The organism is Intrasporangium sp. (assembly GCF_036566125.1).
Taxonomy (GTDB): Bacteria; Actinomycetota; Actinomycetes; order Actinomycetales; family Dermatophilaceae; genus Intrasporangium.
In genome coordinates this window covers 1-20,424 of the sequence record NZ_DATCWX010000260.1, presented here as the reverse complement: position 1 = coordinate 20,424, position 20,424 = coordinate 1, and the positions used below count along the sequence as shown (strand labels likewise).

The 20,424-nt window shown below is 68.9% G+C and carries 19 protein-coding genes, 1 tRNA gene and 1 pseudogene; 7 read left to right on the top strand and 14 right to left on the bottom strand.

Translation table 11 applies throughout. The features are described from left to right. Positions 1 to 50 precede the first annotated feature (50 nt). Complete coding sequence (locus VIR15_RS16060) at positions 51 to 791, top strand: rhomboid family intramembrane serine protease (protein ID WP_331929524.1); 741 nt, start codon at positions 51 to 53, stop codon at positions 789 to 791. Positions 792 to 911: 120 nt separating this feature from the next. On the opposite strand, the gene VIR15_RS16055 is transcribed toward VIR15_RS16060, so the two are convergent. After that, positions 912 to 1,163 carry a cell division protein CrgA gene (locus VIR15_RS16055; RefSeq protein WP_331929523.1) on the bottom strand — a complete coding sequence of 84 codons (252 nt, stop codon included), beginning with the start codon at positions 1,161 to 1,163 and terminating at the stop codon, positions 912 to 914. A 69-nt stretch (positions 1,164 to 1,232) separates the two neighbouring features. Here VIR15_RS16055 and VIR15_RS16050 point away from each other — a divergent pair, with 69 nt between their 5' ends. Together VIR15_RS16050 and VIR15_RS16045 are read left to right on the top strand one after the other, a co-directional pair. Further along, complete coding sequence (locus VIR15_RS16050) at positions 1,233 to 2,048, top strand: DUF881 domain-containing protein (protein ID WP_331929522.1); 816 nt, start codon at positions 1,233 to 1,235, stop codon at positions 2,046 to 2,048. A gap of 33 nt (positions 2,049 to 2,081) precedes the next feature. After that, the gene (locus tag VIR15_RS16045; protein WP_331929520.1) at positions 2,082 to 2,729 is read left to right on the top strand and encodes an aminodeoxychorismate/anthranilate synthase component II; all 648 of its coding nucleotides are present in this window, start codon (positions 2,082 to 2,084) and stop codon (positions 2,727 to 2,729) included. 6 nt (positions 2,730 to 2,735) lie between these two features. Here VIR15_RS16045 and pknB read toward each other — a convergent pair whose 3' ends face one another. Genes pknB through VIR15_RS16010 form a run of 7 tightly spaced genes read right to left on the bottom strand, consistent with a single transcriptional unit; the run spans position 2,736 to position 11,628 of the window. Further along, positions 2,736 to 4,610 carry a Stk1 family PASTA domain-containing Ser/Thr kinase gene (gene pknB, locus VIR15_RS16040; RefSeq protein ID WP_331929518.1) on the bottom strand — a complete coding sequence of 625 codons (1,875 nt, stop codon included), beginning with the start codon at positions 4,608 to 4,610 and terminating at the stop codon, positions 2,736 to 2,738. Between the two features lie 31 nt (positions 4,611 to 4,641). After that, positions 4,642 to 6,015: a serine/threonine-protein kinase gene (locus tag VIR15_RS16035; protein ID WP_331929516.1), complete on the bottom strand. Its 1,374-nt coding sequence runs from the start codon at positions 6,013 to 6,015 to the stop codon at positions 4,642 to 4,644. Beyond that, on the bottom strand, positions 6,012 to 7,475 hold the full coding sequence (locus tag VIR15_RS16030; RefSeq protein ID WP_331929514.1) for a peptidoglycan D,D-transpeptidase FtsI family protein: 1,464 nt from the start codon (positions 7,473 to 7,475) through the stop codon (positions 6,012 to 6,014). The genes VIR15_RS16035 and VIR15_RS16030 overlap by 4 nt, the downstream gene beginning before the upstream one ends. Continuing rightward, positions 7,472 to 8,863 (bottom strand): FtsW/RodA/SpoVE family cell cycle protein, encoded by a 1,392-nt coding sequence (locus VIR15_RS16025; RefSeq protein ID WP_331929512.1) that lies wholly within the window; start codon positions 8,861 to 8,863, stop codon positions 7,472 to 7,474. Before VIR15_RS16025 ends, VIR15_RS16030 begins: the two co-directional genes overlap by 4 nt. Next, positions 8,860 to 10,272 carry a PP2C family protein-serine/threonine phosphatase gene (locus VIR15_RS16020; RefSeq protein ID WP_331929510.1) on the bottom strand — a complete coding sequence of 471 codons (1,413 nt, stop codon included), beginning with the start codon at positions 10,270 to 10,272 and terminating at the stop codon, positions 8,860 to 8,862. Before VIR15_RS16020 ends, VIR15_RS16025 begins: the two co-directional genes overlap by 4 nt. 3 nt (positions 10,273 to 10,275) lie before the next feature. After that, complete coding sequence (locus tag VIR15_RS16015; protein WP_331929508.1) at positions 10,276 to 10,827, bottom strand: FHA domain-containing protein FhaB/FipA; 552 nt, start codon at positions 10,825 to 10,827, stop codon at positions 10,276 to 10,278. A gap of 27 nt (positions 10,828 to 10,854) precedes the next feature. After that, positions 10,855 to 11,628 carry an FHA domain-containing protein gene (locus VIR15_RS16010; protein WP_331929506.1) on the bottom strand — a complete coding sequence of 258 codons (774 nt, stop codon included), beginning with the start codon at positions 11,626 to 11,628 and terminating at the stop codon, positions 10,855 to 10,857. A 229-nt stretch (positions 11,629 to 11,857) separates the two neighbouring features. On the opposite strand from VIR15_RS16010, the gene VIR15_RS16005 reads away from it, so the two are divergent. Further along, positions 11,858 to 13,417 carry a MinD/ParA family ATP-binding protein gene (locus tag VIR15_RS16005; RefSeq protein WP_331929504.1) on the top strand — a complete coding sequence of 520 codons (1,560 nt, stop codon included), beginning with the start codon at positions 11,858 to 11,860 and terminating at the stop codon, positions 13,415 to 13,417. A gap of 10 nt (positions 13,418 to 13,427) precedes the next feature. On the opposite strand, the gene VIR15_RS16000 is transcribed toward VIR15_RS16005, so the two are convergent. Both VIR15_RS16000 and VIR15_RS15995 read right to left on the bottom strand, forming a co-directional pair. Continuing rightward, on the bottom strand, positions 13,428 to 14,090 hold the full coding sequence (locus tag VIR15_RS16000) for a response regulator (protein ID WP_331929502.1): 663 nt from the start codon (positions 14,088 to 14,090) through the stop codon (positions 13,428 to 13,430). Further along, positions 14,087 to 15,196 (bottom strand): sensor histidine kinase, encoded by a 1,110-nt coding sequence (locus tag VIR15_RS15995; protein WP_331929500.1) that lies wholly within the window; start codon positions 15,194 to 15,196, stop codon positions 14,087 to 14,089. The genes VIR15_RS16000 and VIR15_RS15995 overlap by 4 nt, the downstream gene beginning before the upstream one ends. A gap of 186 nt (positions 15,197 to 15,382) precedes the next feature. Between VIR15_RS15995 and VIR15_RS15990 the strand changes: the two genes are divergently transcribed. Both VIR15_RS15990 and VIR15_RS15985 read left to right on the top strand, forming a co-directional pair. Then, a complete protein-coding gene (locus VIR15_RS15990; protein ID WP_331929498.1) occupies positions 15,383 to 16,099 on the top strand; it encodes a hypothetical protein in 717 nt (238 codons plus the stop codon). Positions 16,100 to 16,171: 72 nt separating this feature from the next. Further along, positions 16,172 to 16,254 (top strand) — tRNA-Leu (locus VIR15_RS15985). 398 nt (positions 16,255 to 16,652) lie between these two features. Here the strand turns inward: VIR15_RS15985 and VIR15_RS15980 are convergent. Beyond that, on the bottom strand, positions 16,653 to 17,006 hold the full coding sequence (locus VIR15_RS15980) for a hypothetical protein (protein ID WP_331929496.1): 354 nt from the start codon (positions 17,004 to 17,006) through the stop codon (positions 16,653 to 16,655). Between the two features lie 247 nt (positions 17,007 to 17,253). Here VIR15_RS15980 and VIR15_RS15975 point away from each other — a divergent pair, with 247 nt between their 5' ends. Further along, a complete protein-coding gene (locus VIR15_RS15975) occupies positions 17,254 to 17,907 on the top strand; it encodes an LON peptidase substrate-binding domain-containing protein (protein ID WP_331929494.1) in 654 nt (217 codons plus the stop codon). Between the two features lie 12 nt (positions 17,908 to 17,919). On the opposite strand, the gene VIR15_RS15970 is transcribed toward VIR15_RS15975, so the two are convergent. The 3 genes and pseudogenes from VIR15_RS15970 to VIR15_RS15960 form a co-directional block, all read right to left on the bottom strand. Beyond that, the gene (locus tag VIR15_RS15970; protein WP_331929492.1) at positions 17,920 to 18,627 is read right to left on the bottom strand and encodes a M50 family metallopeptidase; all 708 of its coding nucleotides are present in this window, start codon (positions 18,625 to 18,627) and stop codon (positions 17,920 to 17,922) included. Positions 18,628 to 18,678: 51 nt separating this feature from the next. Beyond that, a complete protein-coding gene (locus VIR15_RS15965; protein WP_331929490.1) occupies positions 18,679 to 19,620 on the bottom strand; it encodes an alpha/beta hydrolase in 942 nt (313 codons plus the stop codon). 210 nt (positions 19,621 to 19,830) lie between these two features. After that, positions 19,831 to 20,424, bottom strand: a pseudogene (locus VIR15_RS15960) (GH92 family glycosyl hydrolase); the annotation flags it as partial.

Here is a 20,424-nt window from a genome sequence, read left to right as displayed (position 1 = left end):
CCCCTGTCGGAGTCCAGTGCGTCGACTGCGTCCGCGAGGCAGCCCAGACGGTGCCACGGACCCGGACCGTCCTCGGTGGCCGCGCCACCGATGGCCGGCCCGTCGTGACGTACTCGCTCATCGGGCTGTGTGTCGCCATCTTCCTCGCCCAGTGGGTCTCCGACGATGTGACCAATGACTACGCATTCCGGCCGATCCAGGGTTGGACTGAGCCGTGGCGGTTTGTCACCGCGATGTTCCTGCATGCGCCGCAGTCGCTGCTGCACATCGGGTTCAACATGTACGCGCTCTACATCCTCGGCACCTATCTCGAGCCACTACTCGGGCGGGCCCGGTTCCTGGCGTTGTACCTGATCAGCGGGATCGGCGGCCAGGTGGCTGTGCTCCTGTTCGCCGGCAACCCCACGATCGATGGCCTCTTCACCGGTACGGACCAGGCCTGGGTCACTCCGGTCGTCGGGGCCTCGGGCGCGATCTTCGGCCTCTTCGGCGCCATGATCGTGCTCAACCGGCACCTGAACCGGTCCGTCGCGGGGATCTACACCATCCTGATCATCAACGCAGTCCTCGGCTTTGTCGTGGCCGGCATCTCGTGGCAGGCGCACCTCGGCGGTTTCCTGACCGGGCTCGCCAGCGCAGGGGCCATCGTGCTCTTCCGGCGCCAACGGGTCCGGCACCTGACGTGGGTCGCCCTCGGGGCCGTGCTGGCGTTCCTCGTGGTCGTCACCGTGGCCAAGTACCTCACCGTGCCGGTCGACATCCGGGAGCTCAACCTCCCCGTGCGGCGCTGAGAGTCGCTGAATCCACAGGGCGGTTGTCCACCGCTGTGGACAACCCTGTGGAGTAGTTACACCGCTGTCATTCGTCCCCAGCTGTGGACAAGTTGTGGACGGTGCAGGTGAGGCAGCCGATCAGCGCCACCGCATGGTCATGATGAACCCGGACATGAGGAGGACGAAGCCCACCGCAAGGTTCCACACGCCGATCGCCTCGATCGGGTACTTGTACTCGGTCATGTAGTAGATGACGATCCACAGCAGGCCCAGGATGAGCAGGGTGACGAAGACGGGCGCCCACCACGTCGGGTTGGGCTCTCTGGCCGTGGACTTGGGCGGTGGCGTGTATGTCGCGGCCTTGCGGTCGCGACCCTTGGACTCGGGCACTGCTGGCTCCTCAGATCAGAGCGTGGGTCAGAATAGGTCTGCAACAGCCTAGTTGAGAGGGAGCCCGGAGTGCTTAGCGACGTCGACCCGGAGCGCGACCCCGAGGGTCCGCGCCCGGCGAGGGACCTCGATGTCGCAGCGCCCGAGACGGGGCCGGCCACATCGCGACTGCGGCTCGGCTGGCGAGTTGTCGTCCCACTCGTCACCGCGGCAGCGGGCCTCATGTTCGCGCTGAGCTTCCGGGCGGCGCAGGGCGAAGACCTTCGGGCGGACCGGGACCTGCCGTCGCTCATCATGGCGGGCGACTCCCGCAACGAGGCGAAGGCGAAGGAGTACGACGTCCTCCTCCACGAGGTGGAGGCGCTCACCCGCGCCAACGAGCCGAAGGACGCCAGGCTAGAGACCCTCAACCGCCAGTCCGAGCGCGTCGCGGCGGCCGCCGCGGCGACGAAGGTCGAGGGTCCAGGCGTCGAGGTCGTTCTCGACGACTCCAACCGCAGCCTCGACTCACTCCCGGACCGGTATACGCCCGACGACATCGTGGTCCACCAGCAGGACGTCCAAGCGGTGGTCAACGCCCTCTGGGCCTCCGGGGCGGAGGCGATGATGATCCAGGACCAGCGGGTCATCTCGACCAGCGCCGTCCGCTGTGTCGGCAACACCCTCATCCTCCAGGGCAGGGTCTATGCGCCGCCGTACCGGATCCAGGCGATCGGCGCCGTGGACTCGATGTTGAAGGGCCTGGACGCCGACCCGACCATCCAGACGTATCTCGACTACGTCCAGGCGGTCGGACTGGGCTGGCAGGTCCACACCAACCCGTCGGTCGAGTTCCCGGCCTACTCGGGGGCCGTCGACCTCGTCCACGCCACCCCGATCCGCTGACCAGCACTGACCAGCACTGACCAGAGAGCCTCGATGCCTCGTCTCACCGCCGCCCCTCACGTGCTCGTCGTCGACAACTACGACAGCTTCGTCTACACCATCGTCGGCTACCTCGAGCAGCTCGGCGCCGAGTGCAGGGTGGTGCGCAATGACGCCGTCGAGGCGTCGGCGGCGTCAACCTACGACGGTGTGCTCGTCTCTCCCGGGCCCGGCACTCCCGAGGACGCTGGCATCTCCATGGCGATCATCGAGGAGTGCGCCCGCACCCGGACCCCGATGTTCGGCGTCTGCCTCGGTCACCAGGCGCTCGGTGTCGCCTTCGGCGCCACCGTCGACCGTGCGCCGGAACTGCTCCATGGCAAGACCTCGCTCGTCCACCATGACGGCACCGGGGTCCTCCAGGGCCTGCCGACCCCCTTCACCGCAACCCGCTACCACTCGCTGACGATCGACCCAGTGACCTTGCCCGACGAGCTCATCGCCACCGGACACACCGACACCGGAATCATCATGGCGGTCCGACACCGGGAGCTGCCCCTCCACGGCGTCCAGTTCCACCCGGAGAGCGTGCTGACAGAGGGCGGCCACCGGATGCTCGCGAACTTCCTCGCGGAGTGTGGTGACGAGGGAGCCGTCGAGCGTTCGGTCGGCCTCAGCCCCCTCGTCACCGCAGCGGTCTGAGCGCGCTCAGTTCCCGTTGCCCCCGCCACCCGGCGGTTCGGTCGTCGTCGTCGTTGTCGGCTCGGTTGTCGCCGGCGGCTGGGTCACGGTCTGCGTGACGGTCTCGGTCGTCGGTTCCACCTTGGGCGCCGTGGCGACCTCGACCTTGATCTCGCTGCCGACGTCGACCCGCTTGCCTTCCTTCTCCACGGAGATGACAGTCCCGGGAGTCTCGTTCGACTCGACGTCCACGCGCTTCGGGTTGAGGCCCGCGCGCGCGAGCTCGTTGGACACGAGGGACCAGTCCCGTCCGACCTGGCCCTCCGGCACCTGGACCTTCCCGCTGGCCACGACGACGGTGATCTTCGTGTCCTTGGAAGCAGAGCTACCGATCACGGGGTCGGTCTCGATGACCTTGTCCTTGCCCGTGTTCGGGTCGTCGCGCTCCTCGAAGGCGATGTTGGTGAAGCCCGCCTGCTTCAGCTCCTGCTCGGCGTCCTTCCGGTCGAAGTTGCGGATGTCGGGGATGGCGATGCTCCCGGGACCGGTCGAGACGGTGTAGCGCACGACCGACCCCTCGTTGACCTTGAGGCCGGGTTCCGGGCTCTGCTCGAAGACCTTGCCGGCCTCCAGCTCGTTGGGCGCCTCACTGCGCTCGCCCTGGAGCTTGTACGTCGTGAGAGCGCGCGCGACAGCGGCCTCGTCCATGCCACGGAGGTCGGGCACGGTCGTCGTCACCACGGGCGGGTCCTGGTTGCTGAAGAGCGTCACCGCGCCCCACCCGGCGAGACCGAGCAGGGCCAGCACGAGGAGGGAGATGAGCACGGCCCGCCCGGCTCCGCCACGCTTCTCGTCATCCTCGTCCAGGTCATGGCCGACCGCTGGGAGCCCGGCAGTGTTCTCGTAGCGCTGCCGGCGCGAGGTGATGACCGGCTGGACCGCCGTCGGCGTGCCCGCCGCGGAGTAGGGCGCCGGCATGGTCTGCGTGGCCGCGGCGCCCACCGCGATCCCGGCCCCGAGGGCGGCAGCGCTGATCGGACGGCCGAGACGGACGTTCTCGAGGTCCTCGCTGAAGGACTCGGCGTCCTGGTAGCGCGCCTCCCGGTCCTTCGCCAGCGCGTGCAGGGTCACCGCGTCGAGGTCGCCGCCGACAGCAGGGTTGTAGACACTCGGTGGCTGCGGAGTCTCGCCGACGTGCTGGTACGCGATCGCGACGGGTGAGTCCCCCTGGAAAGGAGGCCGGCCGGCCAGCAGCTCGAAGAGCAGGCACCCGGTCGAGTAGAGGTCGCTGCGCGCGTCGACCGTCTGGCCCTGGGCCTGCTCGGGCGAGAGGTACTGCGCAGTGCCCACGACGGACTGGGTCTGTGTCATCGTCGCCGCCGTGTCCGCGATGGCCCGGGCGATGCCGAAGTCCATGACCTTGACGTGACCGTTCGAGGTGATCATGACGTTGGCCGGCTTGATGTCGCGGTGGACGATGCCCATCCGGTGGCTGTAGGCCAGCGCGTCGAGGATGCCCTCGGTGATCCAGATGGCCTCCGACGGGTCCAGCTGCTGGTGCGCAGACAGCTTCTGGCGGAGGGTCAGCCCGTCGACATACTCCATGACGATGTAGGGCAGGGTCGTGTGACTCCCTCCCGGCCCTTCGACGACGCTGTCGTCCTCCCCCGAGTCGAAGATCGCGACGATGGCCGGATGGTTGAGCCCGGCGGCCGATTGCGCCTCGCGCCGGAAGCGCATGAGGAAGTTGGCGTCACGGGCGAGCTCGGATCGCAGCATCTTGATCGCGACCTGTCGCCCGAGCCGGGTGTCGTGCCCCAGGTGGACGTCGGCCATGCCGCCGCGGCCGATGAGCTCACCGACCTCATAGCGTCCCCCCAGGACGCGGGGTGTGGTCGTCACGGCTTCTGCCTCTCGTTCGTGCCCTGCTTCATCATTTGTTGTTGCCCTTCCCCCTGCCGAGCCCCTTGCCGGGGAGAGTCCGCGTCTCGGTCGGTGTCGCCGTCCTCGTTGGCTCCGGCGCTGACGTCACGGCAACCGCCTGCGTTTCATTGGGTCTCGTCTCACCGGGACGCGCCGTGGTGGCGACGGTGGTCGGCGTGGCCTCTGACGCCGCTTCCTGGGCCGGGGTCTGCATCGGGGTGCCGACGAGCGCGGGGGTGGTGAGCCGGGGTTGGGGGGTGGCCGCCGTCGGCTCCTCATTGGCCACGAGCGAGCCGAGTGCGAAGGCGCCCCACGCGAGCAGTGCCACGAGGGGGACGGCGAGCCATCCGAGTGGTGGCCTGCGGCGCTCTGCCGTATGCCGCTGGGCTCGCTTCCGCAGCTCCGCGCGCGTCATGCTCGGGGCCGGGTCCACCCCAGCCAGGTGGGGGGCCGAGTCCGTGTCGGTCACCGGGCCGAGCGCTGGGACGGCAGGAAGCGCCCGAGTGGGGGACGGCTGGGAGGAGACGGAGGCCGGGAGCGAGCTCAGCGGCATACCGCCCAGTGGTTCAAGAAGTGCGTCGGCGAGCGCCCGCGCGTCGGCGGGGCGCTCCTCGGGGGACTTCGCCAGGCACGCCTCCACGACGGACCGCAGGTCGTCCGGCACGGTGGGCGGCAACGGAGGTGGCTCCTCACTGACCTGGGCCACCGCGGTGGCGACCGGCGTGCCGGCGTCGAAGGGCTTGGACCCGGTGAGCATCTCATGGGCGATGACGCCCAGCGCGTAGAGGTCGCTGGCCTCGGTTGCGGTCTCTCCCAGGGCCTGCTCCGGGCTGAGGTACTCCGGGGTCCCGAGCACCTCGCCGGTCAGGGTGTGGCCCTTGCCGTTCGCGGGGCGGGCGATGCCGAAGTCGGTGAGCTTCGCCTGGCCGTCCGGTGTGACGATGATGTTGGCCGGCTTGACGTCCCGGTGGACCACCCCGGACTCGTGCGCCGCGGCGAGGGCCAGGGCCGCCTGACCCGCGATGGAGCGGACCACGTCCGGCTCGAGGCCGTCGCCGCCGGTCGTCTCGATGAGCGCAGAGAGCGGCTGTCCGGGCACGAGCTCCATGACGAGGTACGGGGCCTCGTGGTTGTCCCCGTAGTCGAAGACCGCCGCGATGTTGGGGTGGTGGAGTGCGGCGCTGTGCCGGGCCTCGTCGCGGAACCGGTCCCGGTAACCGTCATCCGACGATGCGCGGATCAGCTTGACGGCCACGTCGCGGCCGAGGACGTCGTCGGTCGCCGCCCAGACCTCGCCCATGCCTCCGGAGGCAATGGGTGAGACGAGGCTGTAGCGGGCGCCGAGCACCTGACCGGCCCGGTAGGTCAGCGTGGCTGTAGTCATCGGTTGATCACCGCTTCCATGACGTCCTTCGCGATCGGGGCCGCGACCCGTGCGCCACCCACCTCGTTGCCCGTCACGCCGCTCTCCTCGACGACGACGGCCACGGCGACCTGCGGGTCGTCGGCCGGGGCGAAGCTGATGAACCAGGCGTGCGGGTTCTTCTTGAGATCGTGCTGGGCCGTGCCGGTCTTGCCGCCCACCGCGACCCCGGGGATCTGGGCGCGGCGTCCGCTGCCGTTGTCGACGACGGAGACCATCATCTTCTTGAGGATGTCGGCCGTCCGCGCGGAGACGGCCTGCGAGAGCTCCTCCGGGTCGGGCGCGGACTCGATGACATCGAGGTCTGCCGTGCGGATCGACTGGATCAGATACGGAGTCATGACGCGGCCCTGGTTCGCGATGGCGCCAGCGATCATGGCCATCTGGAGCGGGGTCGTGCGCACCTCGTACTGGCCGATGGCCGACTGGGCCGCCTGAGGAGCGTTGATCTCGGCGGGCATCGTGCTCGGCGCGACGCGCATCGGGATCTGGATCGAGTCCCCGAAGCCGAACTTGGCGGCCTGCGCCCGCAGCTGCTCACCACCGAGCTCGAGGCCGAGCGAGCCGAAGGCCGTGTTGCACGAGATCTCGAGGGCGTGGATGAGCGTCGTCTTGTTGCCGGGACCGCAGGCCCGGCGGTCCTCGTTGGGCAGGTTGGTCTCGGTCAGCGGCAGGTCGAGCTCCGCGGGTCCGGGCACCTCGGAGTTCTCGTCCGCGACGAGGCCCTGCTCGAGCGCAGCAGCTGCCGTGACAACCTTGAAGACGGAGCCGGGCGGGTAGAGGTCACCGGTGATGGCCCGGTTGATGAACGGCTTGGCCTTGTCGTTCGACAGCTTCTTCCATGCTGCTTCGGACTTGGCCAGGTCGTGGCTCGAGAGCGGGTTCGGGTCGTACTGCGGGTGGCTCACCATGGCGAGGATGGCGCCGGTCCGGGGATCGAGCGCGACGACTGCGCCACGGTTCTTGCCCAGTCCCTCCGAGGCCACCTTCTGTGCCTTGGCGTTGAGGGTCAGCTCGATCGTCGCGCCGACGGTGTCGCGTCCGGTGAGCAGGTCGGTGACCCGGCGGACGAAGAGCTGGTCCGCCTTGCCGGAGAGCAGGTCGTCGGCGGCGTTCTCGAGACCGAAGGGGTTGCCGACGGAGTAGCCGTAGAAACCGGTGATCTGGGAGTAGAGCCGCCCCTCGGGATAGGTGCGCAACCACGCGAACTGGTCGTCGACCGGCACCGACTTGGCGATGGCCTGGCCCCCGACGAGGATCGAGCCCCGCTCTCGGGAGTAGTTGTCGAGCAGGGTGCGCTTGTTGGCGGCCATGACGTTGAGTGACTGCGCCTGGGCGAACTGGATGATGGTCGAGGCGACGAGCAGCGCACCGAAGAGCGCGGCGATGAGAACCGAGAGGCGGCGGATCGGAGTGTTCACAGCTGCACCACCTGGGTGGCCTCGGCGGCAACGGGGTCGGCATCGACCCCGACGGGGAGCGCCGGCACGGGCCGTCTCGCCTGGTCGGAGATGCGCAGGAGCAGGGACATGATGATCCAGTTGGCGAGGAGCGAGGAGCCGCCGAGCGACAGGAAGGGCGTCGTGAGGCCGGTGAGCGGGATGACCCGGGTGACGCCCCCGATGACGATGAACAGCTGGAACGCGACCGAGAAGGTCAGGCCGATCGCGAGCAGCTTGCCGAAGCCATCCCGCACGCCGAGCGCGGTGCGGATGCCGCGCTGGACGAAGACGAGGTAGAGCATCAGGATCGCGACCGAGCCGAAGAGGCCCAGCTCCTCGGCGAGGCTGCTGAAGATGAAGTCGCTCTCGGCGAACGACGTGAGCCAGGGCCGGCCCGCGCCGAGGCCGGTGCCGGTCAGACCACCCGACGCCATCCCCCAGAGGCCGTTGGCGAGCTGGTTCGAGCGCTCGAGATTCTCCTGGGAGAAGGGCTCGAGCCAGAGGTCGACGCGCTTCTGGAAATGCGCGAACGCCGACAGCGCGAACGCGACGGCGACACCGAAGAGGAGCAGCCCGATGGCGATCCACGAGACCCGCTCCGTCGCGACGTAGAGCATTGCGACGAAGACCCCGAAGAACAGCAGGGCCGAGCCGAGGTCCTTCTCGAAGACGAGGATGAGCAGTGCGAGCACCCAGGCGACGAGGATGGGGCCGAGGTCGCGGCCGCGGGGGAACGTGAAGCCGAGGATCCGCTTGCCGGCCAGGCTGAGGACGTCCCGGGTCTGGACGAGATAGCCGGCGAAGAAGATGGCGAGCGCGATCTTGGCGAACTCGCCCGGCTGAAAGCTGAACGGTCCGACGGCGATCCAGATCCTCGAGCCGTTGACCTCCCGGCCGATACCCGGCAGGAGGGGAAGCAGGAGCAGGATGAAGCCCACGGCAAGCGACACGTAGGTGTAACGCCGGAGCAACCGGTGGTCGGGCAGCGCCCAGATGACCGCGACGGTGAGTGCCACGGCAATCGTCGTCCAGATGATCTGCTGGTTCGCGCTGCCATCTGCGCCGAGCCGACCCGCCGCGAGGTCGAGGCGGTGGATCATGACGAGCCCCAGCCCGTTGAGGGCCGTGGTGATCGGCAGGAGGACCGGATCGGCGTAGGGCGCCTTCCACCGCAGCACCAGGTGGACGATCATGGCGAGGACGACGAAGCCACCGGCCACCGGGATGATGTTGGCGGGCACGGTGCCGTTGCGGTTGAGGTCGACGGTCACCCAGGCGAGCAGGACGATGGCGATCGCGACGACGAGCAGGACGAGCTCGACCCCGCGGCGGGTCCGTGGGGTGAGTGGCTCGACGGTGGTCCTCATCGGACCGCCACCCCCGGCGCTGGAACGGTGGTCGGCGCCGTGGTGGGCGCGGTCGTGGGCAGTGTGGTGGGTGCCGTGGTGGGCGGGAGGGTGGATGGGGTGGCGGGCGGTGTGGTGAGCGTCGCGACCGGCGTGCTGCCACACGGCATCCCGGAGGCTGCGAGAGCGCGACAGCGCACCGCTTCCGCACGAAGTCGGTCGACCTTGGCTTGCGCGTCGGCGAGATCGGTCGCCGGGATGGTCCGCGAGACCGACCCCTGGACGTCGACGGGGAGCTCGGCCACGGAGACGTCACTTCGCAGCTCGAGTCCGGACAGGTCCACGGGGCCGATGTCACTGGCGACGCCGCGGAAGATCGCCACCTGCCCGTTGTCCGCCCCGACGAAGAACTGCTGCTGCGACCACGACCATGCCGCAAATCCGCCGCCGAGGAGGATGACGGCCACAACGAGACCGAGCAGGCCACGTCGCAGGCGCTTCGACCGGAGAGTGCGTCTGGGGTCGTCGGCGAGCTCCGGGGTCTCGGCCCGGTTGTCCCGATCGTCTTTGCGGCCGGTCGCCTCGCGGGACAGGGCCGCCGCCTTCTCGGCCGGCGTCGTCGGGATCGCCTTGGTCTTGTCGCGCAGGCTCCGCGCCGCCGCGCCGACCACCTGGGGCACCGTGGTGGGCAGGTCATCGCCATCCGGATCGACGACGTCGGCGACGATCACGGTTACGTTGTCGCGAGTGTGCGCCTTGAGCGCGACCTCGACGCACCGGTCCGCCGCCTCCTCGGGCGTCGCGGCCGCGACGAGGATCTCCTCGATGACGTCGGCGCCGACGAAGTCGGACAGACCGTCCGAGCAGAGCAGGAACCGGTCCCCGACCCGGGCTTCGCGCAGCGACGTGTCGGGCTCGTCGTCGGGCTGGCCGGTCATGACCCTGGTCACCACCGAGCGTTGCGGATGGCTGCCCGCCTCCTCCTTGGAGATGCGGCCCTCGTCGACGAGTTGCTGGACGAAGGAGTGGTCCTTCGTGATCTGGTTGAACGTGCGGTCTCGGAGCATGAAGGCCCGCGAGTCCCCGATGTGGGCCATCGCGAGCTTGGTGCCCGTGCGGAGCATGACGATCGTCGTCGACCCCATCCCGGCGAGATCGGAGTTCTCGCGCATGGCCTCGGTCAGCTTGGCGTTCGCCGATTTCAGTGCGTGCTCGAGCAGTTTGATCGCCTGGTCGGCGCGGACGTCCTCGTCGTCGAGCGGGGCAAGCTCTCCCACAATCATCGAGCTCGCGACGTCACCGGCTGCGTGACCGCCCATGCCGTCCGCGAGGACGAGCAGGTTCGGTCCGGCGTATCCGGAGTCCTCGTTGCGGGACTTGGGCCCGAGCCCCAGGTCGGAGCGCGCGGCATAGCGCAGTGCGATGGCCATGGCTCAGTCCCGGAACTCGAGGACGGTCTTGCCGATGCGCAGGGTCGTGCCGACCTCGACCGGCTGCGGCGACGTGAGCTTCTCCCGACCGATGAAGGTGCCGTTGGTCGAGCCGAGGTCCTCGACGAGCCAACCCTCGCGCCCGGAAGAGTCCGGGTAGATGCGGCAATGACGTCCCGAGGCGTAGTCGTCGTCGAGCACCAGTGCACACTCCGGATTGCGGCCGATGAGGATGGCCTGTCCCCGCAGCGGCAGGGAGGTGCCCGTCAAGGGGCCCTCCGTCACGACGAGCACTTGCGGCATCCGCTTGGAATGACCTCGCCCGAACCGTCCGCGAGCCGGTGCCGGCACGGCGGCCGGGGTCGGAGCGCGCCTGGCCTCCTTGACTGCGCGGCGCTCCTGCCGCTCCTGCTCGCGCACGGCCTTGCGTTGGGATCGGCGTGACACCGAGGTCCCGTACAGGTCGGTCCGAAGGACGCCGACCACGCTGAAGATGAAGATCCACAGCAGCGCAAGGAGCCCCAGCCGCAGCAGGGTCAGGGTCAGTTCGCTCATGCGGCTCCAGTCATCGCGAGCAGCGCCTCATCGGCGGCCCGCCCGGAACGTTGCTGAGGTCCGGCCCAGCGTGAGCCGGTCACCGTCGTCGAGGCGCTGGCTCGTGATGCGCTCGCCGTTGACGAAGGTCCCGTTCGTCGAGTTCAGGTCGCGGATCGACGTGACGAGGTGCGGCCCGTCCGTCGTCACCCGGATCTCGCTGTGCCGGCGGGAGACTCCCGGGTCGTCGACGACGATGTCGGCGGACTCATCCCTGCCGAGGGTCGTCAGGCTCCCGAGGAGCGGATACCGGTCACCGTTGATGTCGAGCCACGGCCGGGCTGAGGGGTTGACTCGCCCCGGCCGGGCCGGGGGCTGCTCGTCGACCACGGTGCCGTCGGGTGTCTGGTGCCGGTATGCGGCGTGTTGCGGTGGCGCGTCAGAGCCCGCCCTCTTGGCCGTCGCCGGCCGGACCCGGAAGACGCCGGTCTCCAGGCCTTCACCCTCGATGAGGACGACCTCGAGCGGGCCGCCGGGCTGGTAGCCCTGGGAGTCGGCGTGCTCCTGGGCGGCTGCGACGAGGTCGTCGGAGAGCTCGTCCTCGTAGTCGCCGAGCCGCTCGAAGTCGGTCGAGCTGAGCTCGATCGTGTACAGATTGGGCACCATGGCTCGCCCATGACCGAGCAGGGCGGCCCGGTCGTCCATGGCCCGTCGGATGGCCGAGGCGATCTCCACGGGCTGGACCTCGGACTTGAAGGCCCTGGCGAAGGCGCCGTGGACAGCCTTGGCGAGCCCGTGCTCCACCCGGTTGATGATTCCCACGCCGTCTCCTTCTCTTCCCGCCTGCGCTCCGGGCGTCTCATCGTAACCGGCAAGCACGGACGACGCCCCATCCAGAGACGGCACGCAGCCTTCCAGTACAGGTGGTGGGAGGTCGCAATCCGGTGTTCGTCTGGTAACGATTGGGTTTGCCGTGGCGCGGAAGCATGGGACTATCGACGCGCGTGCCTGCACGGGTACGTGCATGTGCTAGGCCAGCGAGGAGTGCTCGATGAGCAACGAAGACGGCGGCAAGGTCGAGGATCAGGGGATCCCCGGCTACTCCGCAAACAACACCATTCCCGGTGGGTTCTCCCTGCCACTCCCCACGGCAACCAACTCCATCGACCCCGAGCCCGAGGCCGAGACCGACGAGACAGCAGACCCCTGGTCATCGACCTGGGACGACACGTCCTGGCAGTTGCCCGACTCGAACTCGAGCGAGAGCCTGTACTCCTCCGAGGAGCTAGCCAACTACGCAGGCGGTGGCACCACCTCCGCCTCCGACTGGGGCGACTCCTACGACCACGGCGGCGAGCCGGCGAGCGGGAGCGGGGGCGTCGAGACCGCGAACGGTTGGGAGTCCTGGGAGCCGTCAGGCGCGTTGGGCTTCGACCCCGACACGGGCCACTGGTCCGATCTGCAGCACAACGCCGAGACCGAGGCCCGGTCGACGGAGGAGTACTCCGGCTGGGTCCCTGCCGGTTCGGACCGAACCAACGGCGCGCACTACTCGGGTGACCACTCTGCCGCCGAGCGCGCGTACGCGGCGAGGCCGTCGATCGACCCTGACGTGGCCGCAGCGGCAGCCGAGCGTGGGCTGGATCCCAGCTCAGCGGCATACGGCACTCCTGTTGCGCACGCCGGCTCCGAGCGGCCGAGCGCCGACGACCTCATCACGGTCCGGTCCAAGGGCGAGCGGCAGAAGCTCAAGGCCAACTCCGGGCTGCGGCGCGCGTTCGGGCTGGGGCCGGGGCTCAAGGAGCTCCTCGAGCGGGACCGCATCGACCGCATCGCGAGGCCGCTGTCGGGTCGCAAGACGATCATGGTCATCAACACCAAGGGCGGTGGCGGCAAGACCCTCGTCACGCTCATGCTGGCGAGCTACCTCGGGCGGTACCGCTCGGGGTCGGTCCTGGCGTGGGACAACAACGAGACCGAGGGCACGCTCGGCATGCGAGCGCCGTCGCAGAGCCACCACCGCACGGTCATCGACCTCCTCGGCGCGCTGCCCCAGATCGCAGCCGACCCCAACGCCGGCACCTCCGAGCTCGAGCACTGGGTGCGCGAGCAGCGCGGGCTGTCCTTCGACGTGCTCGCGTCGGCGGACGACGACGAGGCGATGCGGGTCATCGGCGAGCAGGAGTTCGAGGACCTGCACACGCAGCTGTCGCGGTTCTACCGCATGATCGTCGTCGACACCGGCAACAACCGGTTGTCTCCGAACTGGCTGGCGGCCGCGTCCCACGCCGACCTGCTCGTCTTCGCCACGTCGCTCAAGGACGACACGTCCGTCGTCGCGGCCAAGAACCTCGACGCGCTCGTCGCCATGGGTCGCGGCGACCTCGTCAAGAACGCCGTCTGCGTCATCTCGCACACCACCGCCAAGGGCAACGATGTCGGTGCCGGTGTCCACACGCGTGAGCACTTCGAGCAATGGGTGCGTTCCGTCGTCGACATTCCCTTCGACCCGGCCCTCACGCCCGGCCTGCACCTCGACCCGCTCAAGATCAGCAGGAAGACGCACGACGCCTGCATGGAGATGGCGGCGGTCGTCGTCGACGGTCTCTGACCCGGCTCGGTCACGTCTCGTGAGACGCGATGATTCCTCGCTCGTGGGCATAGACGACGGCTTGGACTCGGTCACGCAGCCCGAGCTTGGTCAGCAGACGCGCCACATGCGTCTTGACGGTGGCCTCGCTGACAAACAGCTGTGCGGCTAGTTCGGCGTTCGAGAGACCACGTGCGAGCAGCGTGAACACCTCGCGCTCCCGATCGGTCAGGGTCGCGAACTCGGGTGAGGGATGGGGCGCGGCCCGAGTGCGGGAGAACGCCTCGATGACCCGGCGAGTGACCGCCGGATCGAGCAGCGCCTCGCCGGAGGCAACGACCCGGATCGCACGGACGAGCTCCTCGGGCGCCGCGGACTTGAGGAGGAAGCCGCTGGCTCCCGCTCGGAGCGCGTCGTAGACATACGAGTCGACATCGAACGTGGTCAGCACCACGACTCTCGTCGTGAGCGTCTTGTCGGCGGTCAGCTCACTCGTGGCTGCGATGCCGTCAAGCCTCGGCATCCGGATGTCCATGAGGATCACATCCGGACGCACTCGACGGGCGGCGTTGACGGCTTCGATCCCGTCCGAGGCCTCGGCAACCACCGCAATGTCCGGCTCTGCGGCGAGGATCAACCGGAAACCGGCCCGGACGAGCTGCTGATCGTCGGCCAGCAGCACCCGGACCGTCACCGGGTCACCTCCGGCACCGGGATCATCGCGGCGACCTGGAATCCGCGTCCCGGCAGGGGGCCGGCTTCCAGGGTTCCGCCATACAGCGCAGTCCGTTCCCGCATCCCCAGGAGCCCATGTCCGAGATGGCGCTCGGTCGGCGAGGGAGGGACGCCGTCGTCGGTGACGAGGACCCGCACGGCCCCATCGCCGTAGCGGATCCTCACCTCGACCTGCGTGGCCCTCGCGTGCTTGAGGACGTTGGTCAGCGCCTCCTGCGTGATCCGGTACATCGACAGATCGATGCCTGCGGGTAGTGGGTGTGGTTCGCCTTCGACCTCCAGCTGGGTTGCCATGCCGGTCGCGCGGGCCGATTCGAGCAGTTCGTCGACGCGCTGCAGCCCCGGCTGGACCTCGAGTGGCCGGTCGGCGGGAGTGCGGAGCGCGCCCAGCACCCGCTGCAGCTCGGCCAGCGCATGCTGGCCGGTCTGCTCGACGATCTCGAGGGCAGCGCGTTCCTCCTGCTGTCCCGGCTGGAGCAGCCGCCGCACACCGCCGGCATGCAGCGTCATCACGCTGATGCTGTGCGCGATGACGTCGTGCAGCTCCCGCGCGATCTGAACTCGTTCCTGGGCCGCTGCGGCGTTCGCTTGGTGCTCGGCGAGCTGCGCCCGCAGCCGACCCACCGCGAAGGCCCAGCCGACTGACCACGCGAGCCCGATCAACACGGCCGCATAGAGCAGGTCGCTGGGTGACAGGCCCTTGTCGACCAGGATGGCCGGCCAGATCAAGCAGATGGCGACGATGAGGGCCAGCACCGGGCGCCGGGCATAGTAGGCCGCGGACCCAATCGCGAAGAACGCCGCGATGAACGGGGCGAACGCCGAGTTGGCGTCGACACCAATCAGCGACTGAGCTGCGAGGGAGCCGAAGCACACGACGACCACCGTCAGCGGCGCCCGCCGCCGGAACGCCACGGCCACCGTGCTCGCTGCGATCAGCGCGGCAACTGCGGATCGCGGCCCGCCGATCACCGCACCCGACCACACCTCCGCCTGACCGAGGACGGTCAGCAACGCCGCCAGCAGTGGATCCAGCCAGCGCCTGGATGTGCCGAAACGGGTCACCGTCCAACGGTAGAGCCGCCGCTCCCACCATGTGGTCACCCAAGCGAGCGACAACTGGGCCCTTCTACGTCACCCCGGAGGATGACTCAGGTCTCGCTGCCGGGCTGACGACCTCGTCGGTGTCCCGGCGCGACCGTGTTGTCGAGTGATCGGCACCGGGCCGGTCGAACCCATCAGGAGGACATCATGTCCATACTCTCCGACCCGCGGCGGAGCAGTCGCCTTGCAGCCGGGATCGGGCTGATCGGCTTCAGCGCGCTCCTGCCCATCGAGGACCGAGTCGACCCGACCAGCGGGGTCAGTTTCCATGACGCAGCCGTGGCTCACCCCGGTCTGCTCACGGTGTCCGCGTTGACCCTGCTGGGGTCCGCCATCCTCACCGTCCCGGCAATCACCGGGATCATCCATCAAGCCAACGCCCGCGGTGCGGTACTGGCGCGGCTCGGGGGGTTCTTCACCCTGCTCGGCGCCCTGGGCCACACCGCGCTCGCCACCGTCTACCTCGTGATGCGCTCGTTGGCCGGAGGTGATCCCGTCGAGATGGCGGGCTTCGAGGAGCGCCTCAACGCTGACGTCCCAATCGGCGTTGTCGCGAGCGTGCTGTTGCTCAGCTTCGGCGTCGGCCTCACTCTGCTGGCCTGGGCAGCCATGAGGGCCGGTCTGATCGGCTGGTGGGCCCCCACTGTCATCACCGCCGTCGTGCTGGCCCACGCCGCGCTCCCGGAGGACCTCCCACCGGTGATCCCCTTCACCGCGCTGATCGCCATCGCCGTGGTCTTCGGACTCCTCGGCTTGCGAGCCCTGACGATGTCCGACGCCGAATGGAGCCCGTCTCCGGTGGCCGAAATGGCGATGCGCGCCGGGGCTCCCGCCCACGCCCCTTCGCCCGAAGCCGCACAGTAGGTGTCGTAACGCTGCCGCGCGGACGCGGTTTGGCGTTCCACGCGGTCATGCAGCACACTGTCTGCTTGTCACGCGCGAGTGGCGGAACGGCAGACGCGCTGTCTTCAGGTGGCAGTGTCCTTATGGGCGTGGGGGTTCAAATCCCCCCTCGCGCACAGGTGGGCAGTTCTCGGAGCTGCCAGCTGTGAAGTCTCGAAACTCCCGGCCAGAGAAATCTGGTCGGGAGTTTCGTCGTTGCGGCCAGAGCTCCGAGACCCGACGCCGGCAACTAAAAGCGGGACAGCGCCCGATTCATCGGGGATAGTTGAGCCGGACACCGCTCCAGGGGCAGCAAACTGGTCGTGGGACCGGATCCTCCCCAACGTGATGGTCCACGACCAGCTGTGATCACGCTGCGGACGGTGCCAACCACGACCGGCGGCCACCCTCGGCTCCCTCCATGCCGAGCCAGTTCCCACCAGGTCGCCAGTGTGGTTGGGCAGGCTCACGATCCGCGGGAACGCAGGATCGTGAGCCTGTTCGCCACATCCGGCCGGTGAGGCGATCGGCGCCGTTATGCAGGGCTGGTCCGATGCGCAGGCAGCAGCCCAGCGTGATCGATCAGCTCCAGCACCAGGACGACGGCGATCGAGCCCATGAAGACCGCCAGCAGGACCTCTGCGGACGCCGCCTCGGCGAACACAAGGGCAACAACGCCCAGGGCCAGCGCCACGAGCGCCAGGATGTTCTCCAACAGGCCAACTTCGTCGTGGGCGTTGCCGCTCCGGAAGATCAGGTACGCGGCGACACCGAGGACCAGGCCGATTGCCGACATGCCACGTGCGTCCTCCACGAACGGCATCTCGCCGTTGATGAGGTAGCCGATGTACGGCACCGCAATTGCGACGACGAGGAGAGTTGCCACCAAGTCTCGAAGTCTCAGTTTCATCTTCACACCTCCTCCCAATGCCACCGTTCGCCTCCTGCGTGGGCCGCAACAGGGGCGAACGTCCCGCTCTCCACTCAGCCGGGCTGGGTGCCCACGTGACCCGGGGTGCCAGCTGAGCGGCATACGGCATCGTCCGTATGCCGCTGGGCTCGCTCCCCAGTCAAGCGCGCTCCGCGCGTGGCGCGGTCGCGGATTGCCGGCCGCACACGAGGCCTACGCTGGAGGGGTGGCTTCACTGCCGCTCTTTCCCCTCGGCACCGTGCTCCTGCCGGGTGCACGTCTCCCTCTGCAGGTGTTCGAGCCCCGGTATGTGGCGCTGCTGCGCGATCTCATCGATGGACAGGAAGAGCGTCCTCCGGTCTTCGGCATCGTCGCGATCCGCGAGGGCAACGAGGTGGGTGAAGGTGCGGTCCGGGCGCTGCACGACGTCGGCTGCGCCGCGCTGCTCACGCACGTGGCGGTCCTGGGCGGTCAGCGGTTCTTCGTCATCGTGCAGGGGACTGACCGGTTCCGCGTCGGAGAGATCGACCGACTTGCCGGGACGCCCTATACGACTGCTCAGGTGCACTGGCTCGACGAGCCGGACGGAGACGCGGCCGCCATCCAGCCCCTGGCCGATCGGCTGCGAGCGGAGCTCACGGCGTTCCAGGAGATCACGGGCGACGAGGAGCAGGAGATACCCGACAGAGCCCGTGCCCTGTCCTACGCCGTGCCGCTCGTCGTCTCGCTGGATCTCGCGGATCGGCAGCACCTCCTCGAGTGCACGGACACGGAGTCGAGGCTGAGGTTGGGCCTCGAGCTGGCCCACCGCGAACGGGAGCTGGCGACGGCGCTTGGCACCGTCCTGAAGGCACCAGGGTCACCGTTCGACCTCAGCTAGAACGTGCCGGGCTCAGCGAAGAGCGGAGAGAACCTCCATTGCCACGAGCCAGGTGGCTGCGGCGCACACGATGGCAAAGCTGAGGTTCCAGATGATCCGCGGCACATGGGTGAGCGACGAGAGGACTCCGGGGTCGCTAGATCGGTCGGGGGACGCTGCCACGGCAGCCAGGTGTCGCCACGCGCCGACCACGAGGACGATCCCCGTGCCGACGAGTATCTGCGCCTGGAGGACGTCGTCGCGCCACCACCACAGGGCCGCGGTTGCCGCGAGGGCCACGACCATGACGAGCAGGGTGAGGGCCGAGCGGACTCGGATGAGGGCGATGACCAGGATGACGAGGACGCCGCCGATGAAGGCGGCAGCCCACCCAAGACCGGCGACCCAGGCCATGGCCGCGCCGACCACTGCCGGCGCCGGATAGCCCGCCCACGTGGACACCACTCGACCGACGCCGCGCGCCCGACCCACGGTCACCGCGTGGCCCGACATGTCACCCCTGAGGACGAAACCGGTGAACCGTCGGCCCACCGCCATCCCGACGACCGCGTGGCCCAGCTCATGCACGAGCGTCACCGCGATCCGGAGCACCCGCCACAACGGTTCGACGGCCACGACGAGGAGCGAGCCCGCAAGCACCGTCCACACGGCCGCAGCGGTCAGACTCACATCCCCCGTTGCAGGTTCGAGCCGCCTGACGACCTCGTCCCACCAGTCCATGGCCGCCGAACCTAGCCGACGGGCCGAAGCAGCCCGGCAGCGGTACCCAGCTCACGCTGAGCGTGCGGCGAGCCGTTCGTCCAGCCACTCGACGACGTCGTCCATGACCTCGTCGCGGTTGGTCTCGTTGAGGATCTCGTGCCGGGCGCCCGGGTAGAAGATCGACGTCACGTCCGTGACCCCGAGCCGCCGGTACTGCTCCTCGACCCGGCGCACGCCCTTCGACTTCTCGCCGACCGGGTCCAGCTCGCCGGACACGAGGAGGATGGGCAGGTCCTTCGGCACCCGCGACACCTCTCCGTCGGCGTTGACCCGCGCCAGCCCACCGAGCAGGTCGGAGTAGAAGCCCGCCGTGAAGATGTTGCCGCACTCGATGTCCGCGATGTATTTGTCCACCTCGTCGGGATCCCGCGACAGCCAGTCGAACTTCGTCCGGTTCGGCTTGAACGCCGCGTTGTACTGCCCGAAGGTCAACCGGTCCATGAGTCCACTGGGATGGCGCCGCCCCCGCACCCTGGCCTGGGCCAGCGCGACGGCCCGCCCGATCCGGCCCAGGGCTCCCGGATCGCCGGCAGTGCCCGAGAGGACGAGCCCGGCGAGGTCGTGTCCCCACTTGATCGCGTAGGCACGAGACAGGAACGACCCCATGCTGTGCCCGAAGAGGAAGACCGGCAGGTCCGGTTGCTCCGCACTCGCATGCTCCGTCACGCTCTTGAGGTCGGCGACGACGGTGTCGAAGCCCTCTGTGTCGGCGAAGTAGCCGTGGTCCGGTGTCGCCGACCCGGCCGTCTGGCCGTGCCCGCGGTGGTCCCCGGCGTAGACGGCGTAGCCCGCCTCGGTGAGCCGCTCGGCGAACCGTGCGTACCGCGCTGAGTGCTCGGCCATTCCGTGCGCGATCTGGACGACGGCCTTCGGCGGTACGTCGGGCAGCCAGTGGTGGACAAAGAGCGGTGTGCCGTCGGTGGCATTGACGGTGTGGGTGCTCGTCTGCATGGTTCTCCTTCGACGACGCCAAGGCTCCCAACGGCACGCTAGCGCCCCGGCGAGCCCACGACGCAACGCACCCGCTTATCGACTCCTCACCTCGGCTGCAGCCGGGGCCACCAGTCGCTGAGCGGGTGTGTTGCATTCTTGAGTTTGACGAGGCCGTATGCCGCTGGGCTCGGGCCCAGGGGCATACGGCCTCAGGTGGGTGGTCGGGTCTCAGGTCACGGTCACCGTGAAGGAGGCGATGACGTCGGAGCGGGAGTCGGACGCGAGCACGTGGACCGTGTACGTCCCAGACTTCGCCCACGTGTGGGACCCGCTGATCGTCGCGGTGCCATCGGCGCCGATCGCCGACACCGCGGCGTCCTCAGTCACCGTGCCGTCGCCCCACTGGACGCGGGCGGCATAGCCGTTCCCGTCCCCGGCGGGGATGCCGCCCGAGAGGGCCCCGAGATCGAGATCTGCCGACGTCCCTGCGGTGGCCGTCTGGTCGGCCGGGGCAGCGAGCTCCAGCGCGGCGCCGTTGTCGGCAACGGCGAAGACGTGGATCCGCCCTGCGCTACTTGGGTCACCGGTCTGGGTGGGCAAGGTCACCGACGTGACCGTCTTGCCGGACGGGATCGTCAGGGGCGCCGTTGCGAAGAACTTCGGGTGACACCCGTCGGTCCCGGTCCCGTTGAGCCGGTACGCCATCTCGAGGGCGATGACGTTGCCGAACTTTGCGGACCCGCACCAGTCGCCGTACTGGATCGGGTAGTCGACCGAGGTGCCGTCGGTGAAGTTGACCCGGCCCATGGTGTCCTGATCCCG